Source organism: Flectobacillus sp. (assembly GCF_049240685.1).
Lineage (GTDB): Bacteria > Bacteroidota > Bacteroidia > Cytophagales > Spirosomataceae > Flectobacillus.
On record NZ_JBMLSD010000235.1, the window covers coordinates 1 to 24,705 of the forward strand.

The window sequence follows — 24,705 nt, forward strand, 5'->3', positions numbered from 1 at the left end:
TGTTGTGTATCAAATCAAGACATTTCATGAAAAATTCAATAAACCTTCGTTTTGGAGTAATCGTAGGGATGATTGCAGTCGCTGCATTGAGCCGTTTTTTGTTTTTAACTCCTTCTTTGGCTAACTTTTCTCCAGTAGGTGCCATGGCACTTTTTGGTGGTGCATATTTCGCAAATAAACGTTGGTCTTATGCCATTCCAATGTTGGCCTTATGGATTTCCAACTTAGTTTTGAATAATGTTGTTTACAAAGAATATTACCCTACGTTCTCTCTCGGAATTGAGCCAGGGGTGTTTGTAAGTTTTGCGGTAATGGTTACTATTGGGATTTTTCTTTTGAAAAAAGTAAACGCTCAAAATATATTAGTTGCCAATTTGCTGGGAACATTTGCCTTTTTTGTGGTTTCTAACTTTTTTGTTTGGACAGAAGGAATACTATATGCTCAAGATTGGAACGGTTTAGTTTTAGCATATACCAATGCAATACCTTTCTTGAAAAACTCTTTAATGAGTAACCTCCTGTTTTCGGCGGTAATGTTCGGGGTATTTGAAGCAGCCAAGCGCCAAGTACGTGCCTTAGCATTCTAGTTTCAAAGATACTCAACGCATAAATACATTGGTCATCCCAAATTTTATGATTGGGATTATCCTTCAGGTTTTCATCAAAAAAGCGGTCAGAAAATATTTTCTGACCGCTTTTTGATACCACCAAGCCAAAATCCCACTATCCCTTTGAGCCTGTTCATTTTGCCACTTGAACCAAACATGACATCTTCACGGTGAAATACCTATCAATTCTATATACACAATTTAGCATAACCCATTTTTTTACATAAAAAAAGGCTACCAAAGTAGCCTGAAAGATAGGTTAGAAGTAAGCAATTTTTTTATACATTAACACGGTGTAATATCTGAAAGATAAACAGAAACATCTTGATTTCTTGCTGTCAAACTACCCAATAAGGTGGCTGGAATTATCCCACAAAAGCAAATCTTCCTTGATATCTCATGGTATTTATCGGTTCAGAGTGATTTTAAATAGAGGTGTGTAATGTGTGTCAGTACCTCTGTTAGGTGTAATGTTTTTATGTCTTTGCAAACCTTATTTTCAAATATATTTGGTATGACAACCATTGGAGAAAAGGTTTAATAAAATCTTTATTTTTTTGTAAAAATCAAATACAAACCTCCATCACGAGATGGTTGGATATCTTGCTTGAAATCACCTATATGAAGATAATACATTCCGTCGGTATCTTTGAAGACTTTGAAATCTTTTGTGGCATTTAATAGAGTAAAATATCTCAATTCACAATTCATTAAGTCTTCTGGTCCTGCCATTTTGGTAGAACCTAACTGCGTAATATTGGCTTTGCCTGTTTGGCTTTTTTCATCAAATGATACAATGTTTATTCCTCCAAAATAGGAGTTTACGGCCGATTGCCCATTAATCACATAAGTATTAGTGGAGTTTTCGACCAACTCATCGGTAATATTCAAGGTAATTCCTTGAGGGGTCTTACTCGAAGAGCATGGTTGGTCTATAGCATCGCTAAGAAATACATATTTAAGTGTCCAAGTACCTTTTAAGTTGCTGAGGCTGCCCGAGTTGGTATTCGGAACAGCGTCGCTATCGATTGGATGACAAGCAAATGCACCAGCCATCAAGATTAAAGAAACCAATAGAATTTTCATTTTTTAGGAGGTTAATAAGTCAAGAATCTCAATAAAGAGTCTTATTGCTGTAGTATGGTTGGAATGTATCGTATAAATTTGTAAAAAAATGTAGAACAAAAATCCTTCTAAAATTTTGAAAAATCTTGCCGTATTTGCCTCTGGATCAGGCTCAAACGCAGAGCGTTTAGTAGAATATTTCAAAGATTCGGATTTGGCACAAGTCAAATTGATTCTTTGTAACAATCCTTCAGCTGGGGTTATTCAGCGTGCAGAACGACTCAATATTCCGTTGGTATTGTTTAATAGAGCCGAATTCAGGTCTAACCAAATCGTCGATTTACTTCAAGAAAATGATATAGATTGGGTTATTTTGGCTGGTTTTTTATGGTTGATACCCTCCAATTTGGTAGAAGCATTTCCTAACAAAATTATCAACATTCACCCTGCGCTATTACCGAAATATGGTGGAAAAGGGATGTATGGCCATTTTGTGCACGAGGCCGTTGTGGAAAACCAGGAAACCGAATCGGGCATTACCATTCATTATGTAAATGAGCATTATGACGAAGGAGCCATCATTTTTCAAGCATCATATCCTGTAATACCAACCGACACAGCTGAAGATGTTGCCAAAAAAGGACAGGTATTAGAACATAAATATTTTCCTGAAATTGTAGAAAAACTTCTGAGTGAAGAAGTATAAATCAAGTAAGTGTTAAGTATTCGTGCAGAATTATATTTAAGTTTTGTGTTTTAGGGACAAGGCAACAGGCACAAGGCAAAGAGTGTTAAATAGTTTATTGGTAACGGTAGATATGTTTTTGCCGAATGCCCATAGCTGAAAGCCCAAAGCTCAAAAATTAAATTTTATTTTGAGTACTAATTAACGCTTTTTGCCTTGTGGCTAAAACACAAAACTTAGATATAACTTGGCTCACTTAATAATAAAACATGAATTATTCCGAATTTTAGATTTGGATTATTCTTCAAGTTTTCATCAAAAAAGCGGTTGAAAAAATGTTTTTCAACCGCTTTTTTGATACTTCTACACTAGATTTGAATAGTTTGAAACGCAAGCATTGCGTCTCTACTGATGGAAATCAAATTTTACGTAATCAATCACTCAATTCGAGATGACCTATGTTTAATTGAAGTCTATTTCCAGCCACCGCCAAGCGCGCGATACAGCCCTACTACTGCATTGTATTGCTTTTTCTTCACATTGATAAGTTCAATTTGCGATTGCAAAGCATTTTTCTGAGCTGTAATTACTTCCAAATAGGTGGCACGCCCCGAACGGAAAAGGTCTGTTGACACACCAATCGAATTTTTTAGGGTATTTACCTCTTCAGACTTGAGTTTATAAATATCTGCATTAGATTTTATCAAATAAAGATAGTTGTATACCTCTGTAAAGGCATTCACAATATTTTTTTGATAATTGATATAAGCCGTTTTTTGCTCAGCACGAGAGGCCATCAAGTCGGCAGCCAAGGCTCTACGATTTACGATGGGTGCCATCAAGCTTCCTGCCAGACCGTATGCTGCTGAAGCTGGATTTAAGAGCAACAAAGCCTTAAATGATTGTAAGCCTAAGTTTGCATTGATATTAAATGATGGATAGAATGCTGCTTTGGCTGCAAATAGGTTGGCGTTGCTGGCTTGTAAATCCAATTCGGCTTGACGTATATCTGGTCTGTTTTTGAGTAAATCAGAAGGTACACCTGCCGAGAGCGCTGGAGGAATCACTTTTTCCCAAGCAAACTTAGGACGTTTGATGGGTTGTGGGTATCGTCCCAACAAAAAATTGATTTTGCTTTCATTTTGGATAATCTGCTGATTGACTTCAACTTTCATGGCGGTCGAACTAAGCAATTGAGCCTTGAGCAACTCAACACCGAGCTGATTGGCTTCTCCTGCCTGTTTCATTACACGAACCACATCCAACGAAAATTGCTGTAGCTTAATATTTTCTTCCAAAAAGTCTAGCTCATTATCCAAAATCAAAAGCTCGAAATAAGCATCTGCGATTTCGGCTACCAATTGAGTTTGTACCAAACTTTTTCCAAATTCTGAAGATAGATAGCGAGCCAAAGCCGCTTTCTTTTGGCTTTTTAGCTTACCCCAGATATCTACTTCCCATGAAGACTGAAGCCCAATCAGGTAGTCGGGAATAAATGGTTGTGGGATACTTTGTTTATCATCAAGATTGGTCGAAAATTGTGTATCGTAGTTACCCACCCCATCGATGGTATAATTTCCAAATTTTCTTCCACCTGCCACTACACCCGCCGAAACTTCGGGAATACCTAAGCCACGACTAAAACGAACTCCTGCACGAGCCATTTCTACTCGTTGGAAGGCTACTTGCAAATCAAAATTATTTTGTAATGCCGTATCAATCAAGGCAGCGAGCGTAGTATCTGCAAAAAATGCTCCAACAGAAGGAATTTCCTTTTGGGTGGAATCCGAATCGTGGGTAAATGTATTGGCAGATACCAACAATGGCTTATTTTGTGGTACTTCTGGGGTAACCTTACATGCCCCCAAACTAAGCGTTGTCAGCGCCAACAATATGCCTTTTTTATATTTAAACATAAGCTTCTTCGATTTTTTTGATGTTTTTGGACTTCTTCTTTTTGCTAGCTAAACTCGCAAAAATTACGTACAAGCCAGGGATAATCACGATACCAAATACAGTACCGAAAAGCATACCTCCTGCCGCCGCTGTACCGATGGTTCGGTTTCCAATAGCACCTGCTCCCGAGGCCGACATAAGGGGCAATAGCCCTGCAATAAATGCAAAAGAAGTCATCAAAATAGGTCTGAAACGTGCAATAGCTCCCGAAATAGCCGCCCGAATAATCGTGCGTCCTTGTGATTGTTCGTGCATCGCAAATTCCACAATCAAGATGGCGTTTTTACCCAACAAACCAATGAGCATGACCATGGCTACTTGAGCATAAATATTGTTTTCGAGGCCAAATATATACAAGAAGAACAACGAGCCGAAAATACCAATTGGCAACGAAATCAAAACTGCCATGGGCAAAATGAAGCTTTCGTATTGTGCCGAAAGCAATAAATACACAAATAGCAAACAAATCAGGAACACGTATACAACTTGATTGCCCGAAAGTACCTCTTCACGAGTCATTCCTGACCACTCGTAGGTGTATCCACGAGGAAGTTTGGCTTTGGCTACTTCTTTGATTGCATTGATTGCATCTCCAGTACTGTATCCTGGGGCAGGCTCACCGTTGAGCATTGCCGAGAAATACATGTTATAGCGAGTCAATTGCTCTGGGCCATATACACGTTCGATTCTACTAAAAATAGCATACGGAACCATCTCACCATTCTTGTTTTTGATACGCAACTTCATGATGTCTTCAGGTTGAGCTCTGAATTTAGGGTCCGATTGTACCATCACCTTATACATCTGTCCATAAGTGATAAAGTTGGTGGCGTAAAAACTACCAATCAAAGATTGAAGATTACTCATGGCATTATCTACCGAAATACCTTTTTTGGCAGCCAAATCTTGGTCAACATGGATAAGATACTGAGGAAAGTTTGGGTTAAAACTGGAGAAAACATCCTTTATTTCTGGACGTTTTTTGAGTTCTTCCATAAATTCGTCAGCCACTTTAGCAATATTTTGAAGGTTACCCGTTCCTGTTTTATCTAATAAACGCATCTCAAAACCACTCGCATTACCAAAACCCGGTACAGCAGGAGGAGGAAAGAATTGGATATCAGCACCTTTGATATGCTTGGTTTTGGTGATTAATTCGTCAATTAATTTATTAGCCGTAGCCTTTCTATCCTCCCAAGGTTTTAGGTTAATGGTACTCATACCAAAAGACGCACCAACCCCATCGGTCATCATACTAAAACCAGACAAACTCGAGATAGAAGATACCTCAGGAAGTGTTTGAGCAATTTTGTCTATTTGGTTCATCACTTCCTCTGTACGTTCGAGGGTAGCACCAACAGGAGTTGTAACACTTGCATAGATAGTACCTTGGTCTTCGGTAGGAATAAAACTTGTAGGCAATATCTTGGCAACACCCCACGAGCCTACACTAAAAGCCACCAAGACTCCCACCGTAACCAAACGACGATTGACAATTAACTTTAACAAGGAACCATAGCGCCCTGTCAGGCGATTGAATTGAGTATTGAATGCGTCGAAAAATCTTGTAACGATAGTTTGCTTTTTCTCACCAAGATGTGGATTTTGAAGAATCAACGCACATAACGCTGGCGTTAGGGTAAGGGCATTGACCCCCGATATGACAATTGCAATGGCCATTGTCACAGAAAACTGTCGATAAAATACACCAACAGGACCATCCAAAAACGCTACGGGTATAAATACCGCCGACATTACCAAGGTAATTGCAATAATCGCACTACTGATTTCATTGATGGATTCGATTGTGGCGAGTTTGGCACTGAGATGTTTTTCTTCCATTTTGGCATGGACAGACTCCACCACTACGATGGCATCATCAACTACAATACCAATTGCCAACACTAGGGCAAATAAAGTGAGGAGGTTGATCGAGAAACCAAATAACTGCATAAAGGCAAATGTACCAATCAGTGATACAGGCACAGCAAACACAGGTATCAGGGTAGAGCGAACATCCTGTAGGAATAAGAATACCACAATAGCTACCAAAATAAAGGCTTCGAATAAGGTTTTTACCACTTCATGAATAGAGGCGTCTAAGAAGCGTGATACGTCATAGCTTAGTGTGTAGGTCATACCTGGAGGGAAGGTTGTTTCCTTCAAAAACTCCAAACGAGCTTTGATATCTGCGATTACTTGACTGGCGTTTGAGCCAGGACGCTGCTTCAATACGATGGCTGCAGAAGGTTTTCCATTTTCTTTAGAAAGTACATCATAATCCAAAGAACCAAACTCTATATCTGCTACATCTTTCAAACGAAGCATTTCGCCAGTCTCAGTAACTTTAATGACTACATTTTCATATTGCTCTTTTTTAGTCATCTTACCTGTATAGCGCAGTACGTATTGCAATGATTGAGCCTGACGCCCAGAGCTCTCCCCTATTTTACCTGGAGCTGCCTCAACGTTTTGCTCCTTGAGTGCTTTGATTACATCTTCTGCCGAAAGTTGATAGGCATCCAAACGCCCAGGCTTAAGCCATACACGCATGGCATATTCGCGAGAGCCCATGATATCCACAAAACCTACTCCATTAATTCGCTTTAATTCTGCTAAAACGTTGATATCGGCAAAGTTATAAATGAATTTCTCGTCGAGAGTTGTGTCCTCGCTTATTAGGTTTATATAAAGAAGCATACTGTTTACTTCTTTTTCAGTTACAACCCCTGCTTTGATTACCTCTTCGGGTAATTCATCGAGAACTGTTGTTGCACGGTTTTGTACGTTTACGGCTGCTACGTCGGGGTCTGTACCTACTTCAAAGTATACCTGAATAATACTTGTACCATCGTTACCCGATACCGAGGTCATATAGGTCATACCTGGCACACCATTGATGGCGCGCTCAAGGGGCATAACAACCGCTTTGGCACATACTTCGGCGTTGGCGCCTGTATATTTGGTGGTAACTGTTACTGCTGGTGGCGCAATATCAGGGTATTGCGTAACAGGGAGGCTATTCATGGCTAATAAACCCAAAATCACAATGAAGATGGATATAACCAACGATAGCACGGGTCTATTGATGAAACTACTAAACATAGTGAAAAATCTTGGGTCTATTATTTATCTGATTTAGAAAGCTCTTTGGCAATGGCTTTGAGTGCCACAAACTTAGGTTTGATTTCTGAACCCTCCTTTAGGTTTTGAATACCATCATACACAACACGGTCTTCAGTACTTAGTCCTGAATCTACGATATAAAAATGCGGTAAACGTTTGGAGGTTTTAATAGCTCTTGATTTTACTTTGTTTTTATTGTCTACCACATACACATACATGCGGTCCTGAATCTCAAAAGTGGCTTTTTGAGGTACAATCATAGCATTGCGATAACGTTGTAAGATTCTTACCTTACCCGTTGCTCCATGCTTTAGAATTTTTTGTGGATTGGGAAAACGCGCACGAAAGGCAATATTACCAGTACTTTGATCAAACTCCCCTTCACTTGTTTCAACACGACCTTTATAATCGTGCTCTTCACCATTGGCCAAAAGTAACGTTACCTGAGGTGCCGTATCTTTTTGTTTGCGCGCATTATCGGCAAAGTCAAGATATTCTTTTTCTGAAACATCAAAATACGCAAATACTTCATCGTTTTTCGAAATAGTAGTCAATAGCGTTCCATCTTCCATCAAGCTTCCTGGCTTGTTAGGAATACGATTGACAATTCCATTGAATGGCGCCTTGATTTGCAAATAGGTAAGTTTGATTTTGGCGAAGGATTCGTTGGCCTGCGCCTCTTCTACTTTGGCGCTGGCTAGTTCTACCTTGTTTTGTGCTAGTTCGAGTTCTGTTTTGGAAACTACGTTTTTATCTACTAATTTTTTTACGTTACTAAAATCTAACTCAGCGGCTTTTAATTCGGTCATGGTACTTCTTACTACCGCTTTGGTACGCATATACTCTTCTTTGAGTTCGGGATTGTTAATCGAAAAGAGTAATTGCCCCTGCTGAACGTACTTTCCTTCATCGATGTAGATTTTTTCGAGATAACCTTTAATTCGTGCTCTGATTTCTACATTTTGAACGGCATTGATTTCGGCTACATAATCGTTGTGTAAAAAGGTATCCACCACTATTGGAGATGTTACCGTAAAATTTTCAAGCTCAATATCAGCTTTGTCTTCTTTTTTGTTGCAGGATGCCAATACTGCACAAAGGCTAACTGCCAACAGAATTTTTTTCATAATTTTTCTATTTGTCTGAATGAGACAATCATCAACTGGCCATAGGGTATAGTTTTCCCTGTCCTTTGAGATTATCAATATATTGAATCAAAGTGCTTAAGTTCAAAATCTATTTACAGCTACATTTTGCGTTTGAGTAGGCAGAAATAGTGTTTATAAAATTCAAAACTGGAAATGAGAAATTATGAGCTTTGGCTTACAGTGCCCACACACTGTACTAGAGGGAGGTACTCCGAAAAGTACCTCCAACTGTTGTTTTTTGTTTGTTGATTAATTGGATGAAGTATAATTCAAAAAATATAATTATCTATCTCTTTGTTTTCGAAACAGGCACTTATTTTTGAATTAGGTGGGTTTTGAGCGTGGAAAGGTAAAATGTTATGCTCGAGGGGGAGGTGTTGATTGTCGCAACTCCACACCATCATAATTACAATAATACCAGATTGAGGCATTTTTGTTAGCCAATAGGATAAGCGATACTTCATCAAAATCATACAACAACGCCACTTTAGAGCCAGATGAATAATCATGACTGATGTCTTCATGATCTGAATCTGAAGTGCTTAAATCTTTTTCACCAGATGAGTCATGGGGCTGTTGAGGCGAATGAGGTATCAGCTTGAAAGACGGAGAAAAATGTTTTGACGTAAAAAATCTTTCTTTTGTACAATTTCCATTGCTATGTGCCACAGCTGAATTAATGTGAAAGAACATCAATAATAGAATGAGAATAGAAAAAATTATATGTGATTTATCGTTAATCATTCTACTGATTTTTACAAAAATACAATTTTAAAGTTAATTAAATGTATCTTTTTATTAGTTTTTTAGATAAATAGATAAAAACAGGATTTGAAATGCCTATTTTTATCGATAAAAAATGATGTTCTATTCTTTTTTGGTTATTCTGAGGAATGGTGAGCGATATTTGAATTATCCAATTAATCAAAAAGGTTTTAATCTTTTACTTCTTCGTAATCTATGTACTCTCCTCCATTAAAATCATCAGAATTTCTACCTGATTTAGGAGGAACAAAATCTACATCTATCTGACCTTCGCGTTTTTTGGGGCGATTGGTGTCATAGTTTGATTTATATTGCTGCTGAAAATCTTGCTGGGCTTTGTTCATTTGTGAAACTACAAACCCTCTTAATGCCCATTTTAAAAGCTTTGGAAATACAAAAAAAATGAGCACTACTATAAGAATGAATTTAAACATTTCAATAAACAGTTTTGATAAATGACTAGTATGTTCCCAATAATGGTTCTTGGGCTTTTGACATCAAAGTTAATCAAATGTTTAGTTGACATCGTGGCTAATTAACAAGTTTTTATGAACGGTTGTTTGATTATACCACAGGCATAAACAAAGGTATTACTGCCGAATGATTTTTATATCCTGATGTATGTAACCATATAGATGACACAAAAAAAGGAGCTAGCATTGTATGCCAACTCCTTTTTTTGTGAGAAAGCTGCTACAATCGAATAACAAATTTCTCTATTTATTATGACTAAAGATAGTCATCTGTGTATTTCTAACGCAATTTTAAGGTTACGAGCGATACCACAACCAAGATAATACAGACAATCCAGAAGCGGGTAACAATTTTGGATTCGTTATAACCCTTTTTCTGATAATGATGATGTAAAGGTGACATCAGAAAAACGCGTCGGCCTTCGCCATATTTTTTCTTGGTGTATTTAAAATAACTCACTTGAATAATTACCGATAGGTTTTCGACCACGAAAATACCACATAATACTGGAATTAGTAACTCTTTACGAATCACAATTGCGAGTGTGGCAATTACCCCTCCAAGCATCAAGCTGCCGGTGTCGCCCATAAAAACTTGTGCTGGATAGGCATTATACCACAAAAAACCTACACAAGCCCCCACAAAGGCGGCACAAAATACAGCCAGCTCGCCACTGTTTGGAATAAACATAATGTTGAGATATTGCGAAATCACTTTGTTACCCGATACATAAGCCAAAATCGCTAAACCAATACCGATTATTACTGAGGTGCCCGCCGCAAGCCCATCAATACCGTCTGTAATGTTGGCACCATTTGAAATAGCCGTAATGATAATAATAACCACAAGAACATAAAGAATCCATGTGTATTGGTCCATTGAATCTGGCAATAGATAACTGTAATCAAATTGGTTGTTTTTTAAGAAAGGAACCGTAGTGATTAAATCTTTTGAATCGGTAAATTTTTGAACCTCTCCAATATTTGCAGCAATAGTAGCTTTTTCGTAAGTACGTACTTTTATGTCATCGTTGAACCACATCGTTAGTCCAACTATAAGTCCTAATCCAACCTGACCAACAATTTTGAAACGCCCCGAAAGACCTTCTTTGTTTTTACGAAATACTTTGATATAATCGTCTAAGAAACCCACAGCACCTAGCCAAACTGCGGTAGTAATCAACAAAATGATATAGACATTGTGAAGTTTGGCAAAAAGCAATGTTGGTACCAACAACGACAACAAGATAATAAAGCCTCCCATTGTAGGAGTACCTTTTTTTTGCATTTGGCCTTCAAGACCCAAGTCACGAATATCTTCCCCGATTTGAAGTTTACGGAGCATATTAATGACAGTTTTGCCCCAGATAGCTGCAATACCCAACGACATAATAGTGGCAGCAATGGCGCGGAAGGTGATATATTGAAAAACCCCTGCACCTGGGAAGTCAAAATGTTTGTCTAGATAATCGAAAAGATAATAGAGCATGGTTCAGTGGATAGAAATTTGACTTGAAAGGGATTGTTAAGTATGAGTAATGAGATTTGAATGTAATTTTATGATTACGAATATTTTATCTCATTAATTTCTTCAACTTAATTCTACACGATTACTTAAGTTATTACACAAAATAAAATTTTAGTACTTGGCTTTAGGCAAAAAGGCTTTATAATTTCATAAAAAAACGCCTTTTTCTTTAGCTTTCGGCTTTCAGCTTTGGGCATTCGGCAAAAACGTAGCTATTTTTACTAAAAAAACAACTCAACACTCTTTGCCTGTTACCTGTTGCCTTTTATCTTTTGCCTAAAACAAAAAACTTAAATTATATTTTGCTCACTAACTTATTGCGTCAAATTTCTCATTTTTTATTGAATAAAGTTTGTTTAAAATAGAAAAGTTTTACTGTTCGAGCGCGTGTTCTTAAATGCCAAAAGCCTCCTTAATAACAACTCTATCGTCAAAGTCATGTTTTATTCCTTGAATTTCCTGATAGGTTTCGTGACCTTTACCAGCTACCAAAATAATATCTCCATTTGACGATAACTCATTGATAGCAAAGTGTATGGCCTCTTTTCGATCAACAATAGTCAGCGTTTTTTTGAAATCTATGGGAGGTACTCCTTTTTGCATCTGTTCTAGGATGTCGGTAGGATTTTCAAAACGTGGATTGTCTGAAGTTAAAATAACCTTATCGCTCAACTCACAAGCAATTTTGGCCATAATAGGGCGCTTGGTGGCATCGCGATTGCCTCCACAACCCACAATCGTAATCACCTGTTGGTTTCCTTCTTTAATTTGATTGATGGTTTTCAATACATTTTCGAGCGCATCGGGCGTATGGGCATAATCTACAATACCTACTTTGCGGGTATCTGGCGAAACAATTTGTTCAAAACGACCTGGCGCCGTCTGTAGGCTTGACATATTGATGAGGACTTCATCTTTATCTTCGCCTAGTAAAACAGCCGCACCATAAATGGCCATTAAATTATATGCATTGAAAGTACCAATTAACTGAAAATGAACCTCTTTATTATCGATTTCCATTTCCAAACCATAAATACTATCCGATACAATACGCCCTTTTACAGTAGCTAATGTTTCGAGAGAATAGGTATTAATATTTGCTTTGGTGTTTTGTACCATTACCGAGCCACGACGGTCATCGATGTTGACTAGCGCAAAGGCAGACTTAGGCAACATATCAAAGAAACCTTTTTTGGCTTTGATATAATTATCGAATGTTTTGTGAAAATCTAAATGGTCGTGGGTGATGTTGGAGAAAATAGCCCCTGTAAAGGATAATCCTGTGATACGATGCTGCACTACTGAGTGTGAGCTTACCTCCATAAAAGCATGTGTACAACCTGCTTCGACCATTTGTGCCAGCAATTTATTAAGATTGATGGCATCGGGTGTGGTATGTGTAGAAGGGATGATCGCTTCGTCGATTTGATTCTGAACTGTCGAAACTAAGCCACATCTATATCCCAAGACCCTGAAAAGTCTGAATAATAGCGTTACCGTGGTTGTTTTTCCGTTTGTACCCGTAATGCCTACTAATTTGAGTTTGCTAGAGGGATTATCATAAAAATTAGAAGAGGCATATCCGAGTGCTTCAGCAGAATCTGCTACCTGAATATAAGTAACTTCGGGATTGATTACCTCTGGTAAATCCTGACAGAGAATAGCACTAGCGCCAAGCTCGATAGCTTTTTGGATATACGAATGTCCGTCTGTTTGTGTGCCTTTTAGCGCTGCAAAAAGCGTTTTGGGGGCAACTTGACGGGAGTCGATGGTAAGTTGTGAAATCTCTACATCGGGATTACCCAAAATAGAGATTGTGTTTGCTTGTTGGAAAATTTGTGTAACTGTTTTCATAAGGTAACATAAAAAGCGCTTTAGGAGCGCTTTTCAAGAATTATATAAACTTTTTACTTTTAATTGTAGGGATTACCTTTGAGTCAATCAGAAACAAACGTTGTTTGTGACTTCCTACCTTGACATAGAAATTAATTTTGAGAGGCACATCAAATGCTCCTTTCTGAATTTTAACGCTCAGTGGGCGCTCTACCCCGTTTTGTCTGGATTGTTTTTGTATTTCTTCGATATCTTTACTTGAAAACTCTTTTTTACCAATAATTTTTTGGTTGCCTAACGATAGCTCTACTAAGATATGTTCTGCCTCGCGGATTTCTCTACTTAAAGAATAAAACACGCCAACTTCAGTAATTTTCTTTTTATTGTTACTATTGTTGAGGTCGTCATCTGCATCATCAAAACCGTTGGCATAAAAGCTTACGTCGGTTATTGTGACATGAAGTTTGTCATCAAGCGATTCGATTACATCGTTGGTCTCTTTTAATTCAAACTCTAGTTTTTTAACTTCATTTTGTTTCTGAGCGAGCACATCTTCCAACTGATGAATGGTGGTGTTTTGTCCAGAAATAATACTGTCTTTTTGCTTTATAATTTTCTGAAAACTCGATATTTTGGTTTCATATTCGCCAATCGTTTTATTCAAACGAACTTGAAGCTCATCTTTTTCTTTTGAAAGCTGATTAATCTGACGCTGAAGTAGTTGAACTAATTCGCGACGCTGTTCTTCACTTTGTTCTTTATTTTCTTTTTGAGCAGTTTCGAGTTGTTGTTTTAGCTCGTCTATTTTGCGCTGCTTTTCTTGAATTCCGTCTCTATTGTCTTGAATATCTTCTCTTAGGCGTCCCAAATCGGTATTAATCGTCTTGATTTCTTCAGTGTTCATCTGCATCTGACTCACTTGGATTTGAGCCTGAATGTATTGATGATAAAGAAAGTATCCTAGAAGTAAGCCCGCTCCAGCGATGACACTGTTGCGTATAGTTTTACTTTTTTTAGATGATTCTGAGTTCGGGACAAAAGATGTCATGTGGTTAATGGCTTAATAAATAGCTAGTGATTGTTATTAAAGGAAACTAAAATACAAATATTTACCTACATAATTGAAAACAAGATGAAATAAGTTATTGGTTAGTGGCATATTCACTCACATAATTATCTCATAATCAGAAGTATACTCGCAATACCTATTACGGGTTAGATTCCTGGACAAAACGAGAAAATATGATTCAGGTGTTTGTACTTGAATTAGTAAATTTAATTTTGTCCAGTAATCAGACAACAGCTATATCATTGGCTTGCCATATACTATTATTGCTGAACTTATGGCTCAATTTTATTGAAGTACAACATCAATCGTTCGGCCTTGAGAGAAATTAGAACCTGGCGGAATACTTTGACTCACCACTCGGCCAACGCCTTTTACTCTTACTTTCAAACCTTTATTTTCAAGTACATAAATGGCATCTCTTAGCGACATACCACGGGTATCTGGCACGCGGTTCTTTTTGTTGAACTTTGTTTCGAAACTAAAAGAATTTTGGCTGTCTTGCTTCACGGCAGTCCATCCCTCTGTATTAGGCGCTTTGTCGATTGACATCTCCTCGTTAAATATCTTTATGTCGGAAGAATGAGCAATCAATTTTTGTTTGGCAAAGTTGAGCTTCGAGCCATCCTCTTTGATCAGGAGTTTGTGCATCTGAATATCATTGGCGTATATTTTATCAGCAATTTCCTTAAACACAGGAGCACAGGCATCACTCGCATACAAAGCTTCTAGTTTTACACCTCGTGGATTATCAATTACAACTGCAATGCTATATTTGGGCGATTCGGCAGGGAAAAAGCCCATAAATGAAGTGTAGTACATACCTTCTCGATAGCGACCGTTTATCAACTTTTGAGAGGTACCTGTTTTTCCAGCAATTTTATACATCGGATTATTGATATTTTTGGCGGTACCTCTTTCCACAACCCCTTCGAGCATTTTCCGAACTTTTTCTAAGGTCTTTTCAGAGCAGATAGGATCGGGATATACGGTTTGTCCGATATGAAAATCTTGCATTACTTCATCTGCGATTTTAGTATTTTTTACAATGATAGGTTGAATCCACTTTCCATTATTGGCTACTGCGTTATAAAAAGTTAGCATTTGGAGAGGTGTAATCAATTCACCATAGCCGATGGAGTTCCAATACATAGCGGTTTTGTCGCCTGCTTTGGGTATATTGATAACAGGCGAAACATCTGGCTTAAGCTGGAAATTGAGAGGCTCTTTGAGGTGAAACTTTTTGAGATACTCATAATATTTTTTTTGCTTAGCGTCTCCAAAATATTTTTGCATTAGTCTCATAATACCCACATTAGAGGATACCTCAAATACCTCCTGAGCAGGAATCATTCCATGTCCACCTTTTTTGGAGTCTTCGGTGGTCAGTGTACCAATTTTGATAGTACCGTCTCCAGTGTTCACCAATTCGGTATTCTCAAGACCGCCCTCTTCCATAATTGCCATCATAGAGGCAAGTTTAAACACCGAGCCAGGGTCAGTACGGTTCAATACCGCGTGATTGTAGGTTTCGGCATAGTAGGCGGTATCTCTCCCTACTTTGGTTAGGTTGGTCATCGCTTTGATTTCGCCTGTAGACACTTCCATCACAATGACACATCCTTTGTCGGCGCGATACTTGCGTAGCGCTTGCATAAGAGAGGTTTCGGCTACGTCTTGAATATTTACATTGAGTGTAGTGTACACATCTAATCCTTGAACAGGTATACTTTTTTCGCCACCTTCGACTGGTCGCCAGCTTCCGCCAACGATTTTTTCAAATACTCCTTTTCCAGACGTTCCTGCTAATTCTACATCAAAGGAGTTTTCGATTCCTACTTTTTCTTTATCTTTTTTGTAGCCAATAGTTCGGGCACCCATCTTTCCAAACGGGTTGTAGCGAACATTCACTTTTTCGAAAACTACGCCCCCTTTGTATTTTCCTGCACGAAACACAGGCCATTTCCTCATTTTTTTTACTACCTGATAATCTATCAAATCGTCGTTGAGTACGATATAAGTGATTTTTCTTCTACGAGCCAAATCAATTTTAGCATAGTATTCTTCGGCAGTTTTGTCTTTATAGAAATTGGCTAATAAATGACATAATGAATCGATACCATCATCATAAATCTTTTCATTTTTCTTGTTTCTTTTACTCACAAGTGGGTCAAACCCTAGTTTGTATTTTGGAAGAGAAGTTGCCAGTAGACTTCCATCATCGGCAAAGATATTGCCTCTCACAGCTTCAATAGTTCGTTCTTCTACATAAGACATTTTCGCTTTCTCGCGCCATTTACTTCCTTCTATATTTTGTAAATAGAATATTTTCCAGATAATACCCGTAGCCAACAGGAGCATTATCAAAAACATGACGCGGATACGTAATACGATGTCTTTCTTGATATTCATAACAAAAGGATTATTGTAGGTTGAGGTATCTCAACCTTTACTAAAATGCTTGATATTTGTAAACAGACCACCAAATTTAGGGACTACTACCAGTCTTTCACGATGATTTTGGTTGGAGGGGTTTTGTTTTCCTCAATCCCCATGCTTTCCACTCTTTTAATGATTTCGGACTGTTTTCCTGCTTTCATAAAATCGGCTTGCTGAGTGGTATAATCGGCACGGAGTTCTTCTACCTCGGCTTTGGTTTTGTCAATTTGATGTATCAAGCTTTCGGAGTGTAAAGATGAGGCGATATATAAAACAATCAAAAAGGATATCCAGACCAAATAGCGCATTTGCTCGGCGGGAAACTCTCCCCCCAAAATGCGATCCATGTTGAAAACAGAATCAATCATAGAAAATAGCCCTTTAGACCGACTTTTCGAAGTAGTACCAGATTTTGGCGTTACATTTTTAGAAACGTTTCTTGCCATTGTTCAAAAAAGATTGAGCGTTTGTTATTTGGCTAGGGTTGCAATACGAAGTTTGGCGCTACGAGAGCGATTATTTCGTGCTAATTCCTCAGCGGAAGCTTCGATTGGTTTGCGCGATACAGCCTCTAATGGTTTATCGACTGTGCCATAAACAATGTCTTTTTGCAGCTCGCCTGTGAAATTTCCGGCTTTGATATAGTTTTTGACAAGACGGTCTTCCAAAGAGTGAAAGGTCATGATACAAAGGCGGCTGTTGGTATCGCGGAGCAATTCGGGGGTTTGTTCCAAAAACTCTTGGATTACATCGAGTTCTTGGTTTACTTCAATTCTGATAGCTTGGAATACTTGAGCAAAATAGCGAAACTCTTTGAATTTAGGCGCGTATTTTTCGAGAATAGCCTTTAACTCCCCAGTGGTTTTGATGGGCTGATTCATACGCTCCGAACAAATAGCCGAAGCAAGAGTACGAGCATTTTTGATTTCGCCATACATGCCAAAAATTTTATGTAATTGCTCTTCAGTATACTGATTGATAATTGTATAGGCAGACACTTCGGCCTTTTGGTTCATACGCATATCCAAGTCGCCATCAAAACGAGTCGAAAACCCACGAGAAGGCTCATCTATTTGATGCGAAGATATCCCAAAATCGGCCAGAATACCATCTACTTGTTTTACAGCATACAGACGAAGGTATTTTTTTATATATCTAAAGTTAGCTTCAATAAAAACCAATCGTTTATCATCAATGGCTTTTGCATTGTTTTTGGCATCTGGGTCTTGATCAAAAGCATAAAGTTTACCTTTTTCTCCAAGTTTTTCCAAAATTGCTTTAGAGTGTCCTCCTCCTCCGAAGGTAACATCAACGTACACGCCATCGGGGCGGATATTGAGTCCCTCTACGCACTCATGAAGCATTACAGATTCGTGATACATTATTTTTAGGGTATGAAGTGATTACAGCGAGTTGTTTAAGGGATAATAAGTACCAAAGGCACAACAGCATAAAGTGCAAGTTATTTGAGTGCTTGATTCACGCTAAAAACGCTATGCCTTCGTGCCTGTTCCCTTATTTCCATAAGGACTACTTTTTTCTTTGGTTCATAAAAGACCAATTCCCACAAAAATACAGAAAACTTATCAGCATTTTAATGCAAAACTAGAAACCTTTTTTCTTGGCTAGGCAAGCATCATACTGAATACACCTAGTAGCATCAAGAATTTACAAGCATCGCTTAGAAAAGCAAAATCTTTTGTCTTGTCAGCATACACCAAACGATAAGTCAGAAAACCCAACGGAAGCATCAGTGCCATAAACACATATCCTATGCGGCTATCGGGAAGTTGGGTAGCCAAAATAAAAAGTAGTGCCGTAAACATGGCAATGAGTCCATACAAGAGTAATTTGGTACGAGCAATCCCCCAGATAATCGGTAGGGTTTTGCAGCCATGCTTTTCATCCCCTTTGAGGTCTTCCATATCTTTGATAATTTCTCGAATAAGGGTAATCTCAAACGAGAAAATAGCATAAATCCAAACTTCGCGCTGGTGACCAGGGTAATATACCGCCAATACCAATAATGAAAAACCCGTTAATATTGCAATCATGAGGTTTCCCCAAAATGGTAGTCGCTTGAGTTGATTGGAGTACAACCACAAACAAAAGACAGCCAAGAGATTTACTAGAAAAACTTTTTTACTGACCAACAAACCTAGTAATAGCCCAATCACATTGAAGATTTGATTCATTACCATAGCCCAACGACGTTTGATGTAGCGCCCAATTACGACCCGTTGAGGTTTGTTTACTAAATCAATTTTTATATCATAATAGTCATTAATAATATACCCTGAAGCCGCAATAAAAAGGGTAGCCAATACTATAAGTGCTAGCTTATAATCTAAAAATACTTCCATGATATTACCCCACGTCAAGTCTGATTCAAGAATCAAAAAAATACGAGTGAAGTATTGTGTAAAAGCAATAATGAGCAAATTAGGCCATCTAATCAATCGAATAAATGCCAAAATAGATTGCCCAAAAGTAACTTTATGATGTGAAGTATTTTTCATGGAACAAAATTATATGCTTTGTTATAAAATCAAGCGTTGAAGAGGTTTGTTTATCAATTACAACAGTACCTTGGCTTTTGATAAAAATAACATTCGGACAAAGGGCATAAAATATGAATACTTGGGGCTAAAACTAGCTAATAATTTAGCTAACATGAATAAGCATAAAGAAATTCTATCGTTTAGGGAGAAAATTTTGATTTTTCGGTGTTCTAATTTCAAAACAGGTTATTAAACAAAAAAGGAGGAAACCCAATAATTAATACGAAGTTGTGCAAGAGGGTGATTTTACTCCTTGAGCTTTATTTCAAATAATTACAGCCCAGATATAAAGACTCTTGGCTAAATGACGATTCAAAATGCTTACGGTTCCATAAAAATTACACTACTTTGTAATTTTAAACAGAGAGCAAACAAAATCTTTCCTCCTTAGATTATGGTTAAGTAAGTAATAAGGCAAAAGTAAACTGTTCAGCATTTGACTTTTAAGTAGGACAAGGTTATTAGTTGATAGTACATTAGTTATTTGAAGGCATTCATAATCAAAAGGTTATGGTCAAATTTTAGCTCAGATATACTATTAATTTAATTTTTCCTACTACTTAAGTTAGTGGGCAAAATAAGATTTAATTTTTGAGCTTTCGGCTCTGGGCATTCGGCAAAATATATCTATCGTTACTAAAAAACATTTTTAACACTCTTTGCCTTGTGCCTGTTGCCTTGTGCCTATGCTTAGAGCCAAAAGCCAAGCGCTTAATACTTAGTAACAATCTAAGGAGAAGTACATCAGACTACCATCAAACACTCAATCTCAAGTAATTCAATGAAAATCGGAATAGTATGTTATCCCACTTATGGCGGTAGTGGTGTTGTGGCCACAGAGCTTGGAAAAGCACTTGCCAAAGCAGGGCACGAAGTACATTTTATTACCTATAGTCAACCATCGCGTTTAGATTTTTTTAATGAAAATATTTATTACCACGAAGTAAGCGTTTCGAGTTATCCTTTGTTTCAATACCTGCCCTATGAGTCGGCTTTGGCGAGTAAGATTGTCCATGTGGTATTGACCGAAAAGCTTGATTTGTTGCATGTACACTACGCGATTCCACATGCTTCGGCAACATATCTGGCCAAACAAATCTTGAAATCTAAAGGGGTACATATTCCTTTTATTACGACGCTTCATGGTACTGATATTACCTTGGTAGGAAAAGACCCTTCTTTTGAGCCAGTGGTAACTTTTTCAATTAATGAGTCTGATGGGGTGACTGCCGTTTCTGAAAGTCTCAAAAATGATACGTATGAAGAATTTGAGATTATCAGTAATATTCAAGTGATTCCCAACTTTATTGATTTAGAGCGTTTTAAAAAACTCAGAAAAGACCATTTTAAAATAGCAATATGTCCTCATGGCGAAAAACTCCTCATGCATACGTCTAACTTTAGAAAAGTAAAACGTATTGAAGATGTGGTAAGAGTTTTTCATTTAGTAAATCAGAAAATACCTAGCAAACTGCTATTAGTTGGCGATGGCCCCGAGCGTACTTCTATCGAAATGCTTTGCCGTGAGTTAGGTGTACAAAACGATGTACGTTTCTTGGGTAAGCTCGATGTCATTGAGGAGGTATTGTCTTTGGCAGATATCTTTTTATTATTATCAGAAAAAGAAAGTTTTGGTTTGGCAGCGCTCGAAGCAATGGCTTGTGAAGTACCTGTGATTTCGTCAAATGCTGGCGGTATACCAGAGGTAAATGTACATGGAGTAACTGGCTTTATCAGCGAAATTGGAGATGTAGAGGATATGGCCAAAAATACAATCCATATCTTAGAAGATGAAGAACGTTTGCAGACTTTTAAGAGAAATGCCCTCGACCGCGCCAAAGAATTTGATATTGCCAATATCTTACCATTATATGAGCAATACTATGAGCAAATCACAGCAAAAAGCTGGAAGTTTCCTGAAAAAATGTTCGTAGATTAGGGCAATTTTGTCAGAAGGATATGAGAAGTTAGTCAGCAAAATAAAATTGATATTAAGTATTAGTGCAAAATTATATTTAAGTTTTTTATCATAGGGACAAGGCAACAGGCACAAGGCAAAGAGTGTTAAAATGTTTTTTAGTAACGATAGATATATTTTGCCGAATGCCCAGAGCCGAAAGCTCAAAAATTAAATCTTATTTTGCCCACTAACTTAAGTAGTAGGAAAAATTAAATTAATAGTATATCTGTAGCAAAATTTGAATATAATATTCTGATTATGAATGCCTTCAAATAACCAATATACTATTAACCTGATTACTGGACAAGTTTGAAGATACTAGTTCAAGACTTAGTCTTGGACTCATTTTTTTAACAGTTTTAAACTGTTTTTAAACATTCATTGAAAAAGTCTAAATACCTTTTCTCTTTTTGTCCAGTAATTAGCTATTAACTAATAACTCCTACTTATCAGCTGTTGGCTTTAAGCGCTAAGCTCAAGAAAAAAGGTGTTTTTCAAAAAATCACAAAGACCTTTTGCCTAAAGCAAACAGCCCAAAGCCAAGCACTTAAGATGCTAAATAATTTCAAATTTTGAGCTAAAATGCTCTATTTCAGATTTGAAATCCAAACTTTTATTAAAAACTTTTAATCCTTTAATAATTAGACTGAAAGTGTTGAAAACTATCATTTTTTCAACACTTTTATTGATGCCTATGACACCCAACATTCCTGAAACTACCAAAAAGCGTGTGGTAATTATTGGCGCAGGTTTTGGTGGTTTAAAAATCGCCAGAGACCTAGCCGATAGCGAAGATTTTCAAATTGTTTTGATTGACAAAAACAACTATCATCAGTTTCAACCGCTTTTTTACCAAGTAGCTACAGCAGGCTTAGAACCATCTGCGATTTCCTTTCCGCTACGATTGGCCTTTCATCATTATAAAGATGTTCATGTCCGAATTACAGAAGTTACCGAACTGCGTACCGATTCTCAAGAAGTCTTCACGCAATTGGGCGCCATCCGATATGACTATTTGATTTTGGCGATAGGTGCAGATACCAACTTTTTTGGACAAAAAAATATCCAAGAAAAAGCCCTACCAATGAAATCTGTTGGGGAGGCTCTAGGTTTGAGAAATAGGTTGTTAGAAAACTTTGAAAATGCCTTGGTTTCTGACAGTGACGATGTGCGTCAAGGTTTGATGACAGTGGTAGTTGTTGGTGGAGGCCCAACAGGTGTGGAGGTGTCGGGTACATTGGCCGAAATGAAGCGTCATGTATTACCCAAAGATTATCCTGAATTAGATTTTGACTTAATGAAAGTCTATATCGTGGAGTCTGGAGGAGAGTTGTTGGGACCTATGTCAAAAAATGCTCAAATCAAATCGAAAGAATATTTGGAGCAATTGGGTGTCAATGTTTTTCTGAATACCCGTGTAACCGATTTTGATGGCAAGTATGCCTATCTGAATAGCGGTGAAAAAATCCGCACCAATAATTTGGTATGGGCGGCAGGAATTAAGGCCAATTTTATCGAAGGATTAAATCCTGATGTATTGGCTCGTGGAGGACGCATTAAGGTAAATAGGTACAATCAGGTGGAGGGTTATCAAAACATTTTTGCCATTGGTGATGTTGCCTTTATGACCGAGGAAGCCTATCCAAACGGTCACCCACAAGTAGCACAGCCAGCTATTCAGCAAGGAAAACTATTATCAAAAAACCTTCCTAGACTCTTAAGAGGAAATCCATTAGAAGAATTTACCTACAAAGATTTGGGCTCGATGGCCACTGTTGGGCGCAACTTGGCTGTAGTAGATTTGCCGTTTTGGAGATTTCAAGGCTTCTTTGCATGGCTAACATGGATGTTTGTGCACTTAATGTCGATAGTAGGTGTAAAAAATCGTTTATTGATTTTTATTAATTGGCTTTGGAATTACATTACCTACGACCAATCCTTGAGACTCATTATAAAACAAAAATCACCCAAAACCGAGGATTAACGGCGAATAAGACACAATAGGACAGTACGGCAAAATGCTAAATTGTGATAAAAATCAATAAAAATTAGGAATTAGGAACTTTAAAAGTTTGTATCTTTGTTGTTATAATTCAATAATAAGACCTCAATCCTATTAAAATTATTGTTTTAGTGCAATTTTAATAGAAGGACAACTCATCACGTATATCACGAAATGGAAGCGAATCAGAAAAAAATGAGACCCAAAAACAGTGGTACCAAACAATTGTTTGATAACCCAATTCTAGAGAAACTGTCGAGAACTCACATTGCTGTTCCTGTAACGATGTTTTTTGTATCTGGAGCGGTTTTAGGATGGTATGCATTTACCTACACAAATCTTTCAAATGGTTTGATTGGTTTGTTGTTTGGCGTTGGTGCTATTACATTTACTTTTATCGAATACTGGGTACATAGAAGCGTATATCATATCGACCCAACTACTGAGGCTCGTGCCAAATTTCAATACATTGCTCATGGCGTTCACCACGAATATCCAAAAGATAAAACTCGTTTGGCTATGCCTCCTGTATTGGCTATTGTAGTGGCTGTAACATTATTTTCAGTATTTTTTGTATTGATGGGCGAGGCTGCTTATGCATTTTTCCCAGGATTTATTTGGGGATATGCCAGTTATTTGTTGGTTCACTATGCTGTACATGCTTATGCGCCACCCAAAAACTTCTTGAAGCACTTATGGATTAATCATGCCGTACATCACTACAAGGATGGTAATGCTGTATTTGGCGTGTCTTCACCTCTTTGGGATTATGTTTTTGGTACAATGGATACGATGGACAAATCAAAAGTTTCAGAGAATTTGTAAGCATTTCAAATAAGTAAAAAGAAGGCATTCGGCAAAATATATCTATTGTTACAAAAAAGCGATCGAAATTTATTTTCGATCGCTTTTTTAATGCTATTATGCTAGATTTTACTTGACTTGAGACGCAAACATTGCGTCTATAAGTTAGTACGCAAAATAAAGTTTAAGATTGTGCTTTAAGCTTTCTGGTATCGGCTTTCGGCGGTGGGCTATATGAAAAATGCATGTCCGTGGTCGTTAAAAACATTTTAACACTCTTTGCCTTGTGCCTGTTGTCTTGTGCCTAAAACACTAAACTTAAATATATTTCCGCACGATTACTTAAGTTAGTACGCAAAATAAAGTTTATGATTGTGCTTTAAGCTTTCTGGTATCGGCTTTCGGCGGTGGGCTTTGGGAAAAATGCTTGTCCGTGGTCGTTAAAAACATTTTAACACTCTTTGCCTTGTGCCTGTTGCCTGTTCCCTAAAACACTAAACTTAATTCTAATTCTGTACTAATACTTACTAGCAGAAAACCAATCTTAGAATAAATACTCCTCCAGTCAAGCTACAAGTATGCCCGTTTGTACCGTTAACAAGATGGCTCAGTAGATAAATGGCCGTAAAAGCCCGCCTTTCCCGAAAAAAACTTTTTATCCACACAACGTTTCATACCTTATCGAT

General features: G+C 37.6%; 18 protein-coding genes. 5 read left to right on the top strand and 13 right to left on the bottom strand.

The window, feature by feature from the left end; all coding sequences use genetic code 11:
• The first annotated feature begins 26 nt into the window (after window positions 1-26).
• Window positions 27-587: a DUF6580 family putative transport protein gene (locus ACOVQ4_RS10765; protein WP_421820647.1), complete on the top strand. Its 561-nt coding sequence runs from the start codon at window positions 27-29 to the stop codon at window positions 585-587.
• 570 nt (window positions 588-1,157) lie between these two features.
• On the opposite strand, the gene ACOVQ4_RS10770 is transcribed toward ACOVQ4_RS10765, so the two are convergent.
• Window positions 1,158-1,694: an META domain-containing protein gene (locus tag ACOVQ4_RS10770; protein ID WP_421820648.1), complete on the bottom strand. Its 537-nt coding sequence runs from the start codon at window positions 1,692-1,694 to the stop codon at window positions 1,158-1,160.
• A gap of 115 nt (window positions 1,695-1,809) precedes the next feature.
• Between ACOVQ4_RS10770 and purN the strand changes: the two genes are divergently transcribed.
• Entirely contained in the window at window positions 1,810-2,379 is a 570-nt protein-coding gene (purN, locus tag ACOVQ4_RS10775; RefSeq protein WP_421820649.1) for a phosphoribosylglycinamide formyltransferase, read from the top strand.
• 452 nt (window positions 2,380-2,831) lie between these two features.
• Here the strand turns inward: purN and ACOVQ4_RS10780 are convergent, their stop codons facing one another.
• The 12 genes from ACOVQ4_RS10780 to ACOVQ4_RS10835 all read right to left on the bottom strand — a co-directional run bounded on the left by ACOVQ4_RS10780 (window position 2,832) and on the right by ACOVQ4_RS10835 (window position 19,211).
• Complete coding sequence (locus ACOVQ4_RS10780; protein WP_421820650.1) at window positions 2,832-4,274, bottom strand: TolC family protein; 1,443 nt, start codon at window positions 4,272-4,274, stop codon at window positions 2,832-2,834.
• Window positions 4,267-7,419, bottom strand: a complete 3,153-nt coding sequence (locus ACOVQ4_RS10785; RefSeq protein WP_421820651.1) for an efflux RND transporter permease subunit — start codon at window positions 7,417-7,419, stop codon at window positions 4,267-4,269. Before ACOVQ4_RS10785 ends, ACOVQ4_RS10780 begins: the two co-directional genes overlap by 8 nt.
• Window positions 7,420-7,439: 20 nt before the next feature.
• On the bottom strand, window positions 7,440-8,567 hold the full coding sequence (locus tag ACOVQ4_RS10790) for an efflux RND transporter periplasmic adaptor subunit (RefSeq protein ID WP_421820652.1): 1,128 nt from the start codon (window positions 8,565-8,567) through the stop codon (window positions 7,440-7,442).
• A 378-nt stretch (window positions 8,568-8,945) separates the two neighbouring features.
• Entirely contained in the window at window positions 8,946-9,332 is a 387-nt protein-coding gene (locus tag ACOVQ4_RS10795; RefSeq protein ID WP_421820653.1) for a hypothetical protein, read from the bottom strand.
• Window positions 9,333-9,523: 191 nt separating this feature from the next.
• Window positions 9,524-9,787, bottom strand: coding sequence for a DUF4834 family protein (locus ACOVQ4_RS10800; protein WP_421820654.1), 264 nt, complete (start codon window positions 9,785-9,787; stop codon window positions 9,524-9,526).
• Window positions 9,788-10,106: 319 nt separating this feature from the next.
• A complete protein-coding gene (gene mraY, locus ACOVQ4_RS10805; protein ID WP_421820655.1) occupies window positions 10,107-11,315 on the bottom strand; it encodes a phospho-N-acetylmuramoyl-pentapeptide-transferase in 1,209 nt (402 codons plus the stop codon).
• 432 nt (window positions 11,316-11,747) lie between these two features.
• Entirely contained in the window at window positions 11,748-13,208 is a 1,461-nt protein-coding gene (locus tag ACOVQ4_RS10810) for a UDP-N-acetylmuramoyl-L-alanyl-D-glutamate--2,6-diaminopimelate ligase (RefSeq protein WP_421820656.1), read from the bottom strand.
• 40 nt (window positions 13,209-13,248) lie between these two features.
• On the bottom strand, window positions 13,249-14,235 hold the full coding sequence (locus ACOVQ4_RS10815) for a coiled-coil domain-containing protein (protein ID WP_421820657.1): 987 nt from the start codon (window positions 14,233-14,235) through the stop codon (window positions 13,249-13,251).
• 306 nt (window positions 14,236-14,541) lie between these two features.
• Complete coding sequence (locus tag ACOVQ4_RS10820; protein ID WP_421820658.1) at window positions 14,542-16,665, bottom strand: penicillin-binding transpeptidase domain-containing protein; 2,124 nt, start codon at window positions 16,663-16,665, stop codon at window positions 14,542-14,544.
• An 86-nt stretch (window positions 16,666-16,751) separates the two neighbouring features.
• Window positions 16,752-17,138, bottom strand: coding sequence for an FtsL-like putative cell division protein (locus ACOVQ4_RS10825; RefSeq protein ID WP_421820659.1), 387 nt, complete (start codon window positions 17,136-17,138; stop codon window positions 16,752-16,754).
• Window positions 17,139-17,162: 24 nt separating this feature from the next.
• Window positions 17,163-18,074 (bottom strand): 16S rRNA (cytosine(1402)-N(4))-methyltransferase RsmH, encoded by a 912-nt coding sequence (gene rsmH / locus ACOVQ4_RS10830; protein WP_421820660.1) that lies wholly within the window; start codon window positions 18,072-18,074, stop codon window positions 17,163-17,165.
• Between the two features lie 243 nt (window positions 18,075-18,317).
• A complete protein-coding gene (locus tag ACOVQ4_RS10835; RefSeq protein ID WP_421820661.1) occupies window positions 18,318-19,211 on the bottom strand; it encodes a geranylgeranylglycerol-phosphate geranylgeranyltransferase in 894 nt (297 codons plus the stop codon).
• 823 nt (window positions 19,212-20,034) lie between these two features.
• On the opposite strand from ACOVQ4_RS10835, the gene bshA reads away from it, so the two are divergent.
• From bshA to ACOVQ4_RS10850, 3 genes are all read left to right on the top strand, one after another.
• Entirely contained in the window at window positions 20,035-21,192 is a 1,158-nt protein-coding gene (bshA, locus tag ACOVQ4_RS10840) for an N-acetyl-alpha-D-glucosaminyl L-malate synthase BshA (protein ID WP_421820662.1), read from the top strand.
• 715 nt (window positions 21,193-21,907) lie between these two features.
• Window positions 21,908-23,197: an NAD(P)/FAD-dependent oxidoreductase gene (locus ACOVQ4_RS10845; protein WP_421820663.1), complete on the top strand. Its 1,290-nt coding sequence runs from the start codon at window positions 21,908-21,910 to the stop codon at window positions 23,195-23,197.
• A 213-nt stretch (window positions 23,198-23,410) separates the two neighbouring features.
• Window positions 23,411-24,040, top strand: coding sequence for a sterol desaturase family protein (locus ACOVQ4_RS10850; protein ID WP_421820664.1), 630 nt, complete (start codon window positions 23,411-23,413; stop codon window positions 24,038-24,040).
• The last annotated feature ends 665 nt before the right edge of the window (window positions 24,041-24,705 follow it).

Excerpts from the sequence above, each read along its gene's own strand:
- ACOVQ4_RS10815 (WP_421820657.1), bottom strand. The coding sequence starts at position 14,235 with ATGACATCTTTTGTCCCGAACTCAGAATCATCTAAAAAAAGTAAAACT.
- ACOVQ4_RS10770 (WP_421820648.1), bottom strand. The coding sequence starts at position 1,694 with ATGAAAATTCTATTGGTTTCTTTAATCTTGATGGCTGGTGCATTTGCT.
- ACOVQ4_RS10790 (WP_421820652.1), bottom strand. The coding sequence starts at position 8,567 with ATGAAAAAAATTCTGTTGGCAGTTAGCCTTTGTGCAGTATTGGCATCC.
- mraY (WP_421820655.1), bottom strand. The coding sequence starts at position 11,315 with ATGCTCTATTATCTTTTCGATTATCTAGACAAACATTTTGACTTCCCA.
- ACOVQ4_RS10785 (WP_421820651.1), bottom strand. The coding sequence starts at position 7,419 with ATGTTTAGTAGTTTCATCAATAGACCCGTGCTATCGTTGGTTATATCC.
- ACOVQ4_RS10800 (WP_421820654.1), bottom strand. The coding sequence starts at position 9,787 with ATGTTTAAATTCATTCTTATAGTAGTGCTCATTTTTTTTGTATTTCCA.
- ACOVQ4_RS10845 (WP_421820663.1), top strand. The coding sequence starts at position 21,908 with ATGACACCCAACATTCCTGAAACTACCAAAAAGCGTGTGGTAATTATT.
- ACOVQ4_RS10780 (WP_421820650.1), bottom strand. The coding sequence starts at position 4,274 with ATGTTTAAATATAAAAAAGGCATATTGTTGGCGCTGACAACGCTTAGT.
- ACOVQ4_RS10825 (WP_421820659.1), bottom strand. The coding sequence starts at position 17,138 with ATGGCAAGAAACGTTTCTAAAAATGTAACGCCAAAATCTGGTACTACT.
- bshA (WP_421820662.1), top strand. The coding sequence starts at position 20,035 with ATGAAAATCGGAATAGTATGTTATCCCACTTATGGCGGTAGTGGTGTT.
- ACOVQ4_RS10810 (WP_421820656.1), bottom strand. The coding sequence starts at position 13,208 with ATGAAAACAGTTACACAAATTTTCCAACAAGCAAACACAATCTCTATT.
- ACOVQ4_RS10835 (WP_421820661.1), bottom strand. The coding sequence starts at position 19,211 with ATGAAAAATACTTCACATCATAAAGTTACTTTTGGGCAATCTATTTTG.
- ACOVQ4_RS10765 (WP_421820647.1), top strand. The coding sequence starts at position 27 with ATGAAAAATTCAATAAACCTTCGTTTTGGAGTAATCGTAGGGATGATT.
- rsmH (WP_421820660.1), bottom strand. The coding sequence starts at position 18,074 with ATGTATCACGAATCTGTAATGCTTCATGAGTGCGTAGAGGGACTCAAT.
- ACOVQ4_RS10850 (WP_421820664.1), top strand. The coding sequence starts at position 23,411 with ATGAGACCCAAAAACAGTGGTACCAAACAATTGTTTGATAACCCAATT.
- ACOVQ4_RS10795 (WP_421820653.1), bottom strand. The coding sequence starts at position 9,332 with ATGATTAACGATAAATCACATATAATTTTTTCTATTCTCATTCTATTA.
- ACOVQ4_RS10820 (WP_421820658.1), bottom strand. The coding sequence starts at position 16,665 with ATGAATATCAAGAAAGACATCGTATTACGTATCCGCGTCATGTTTTTG.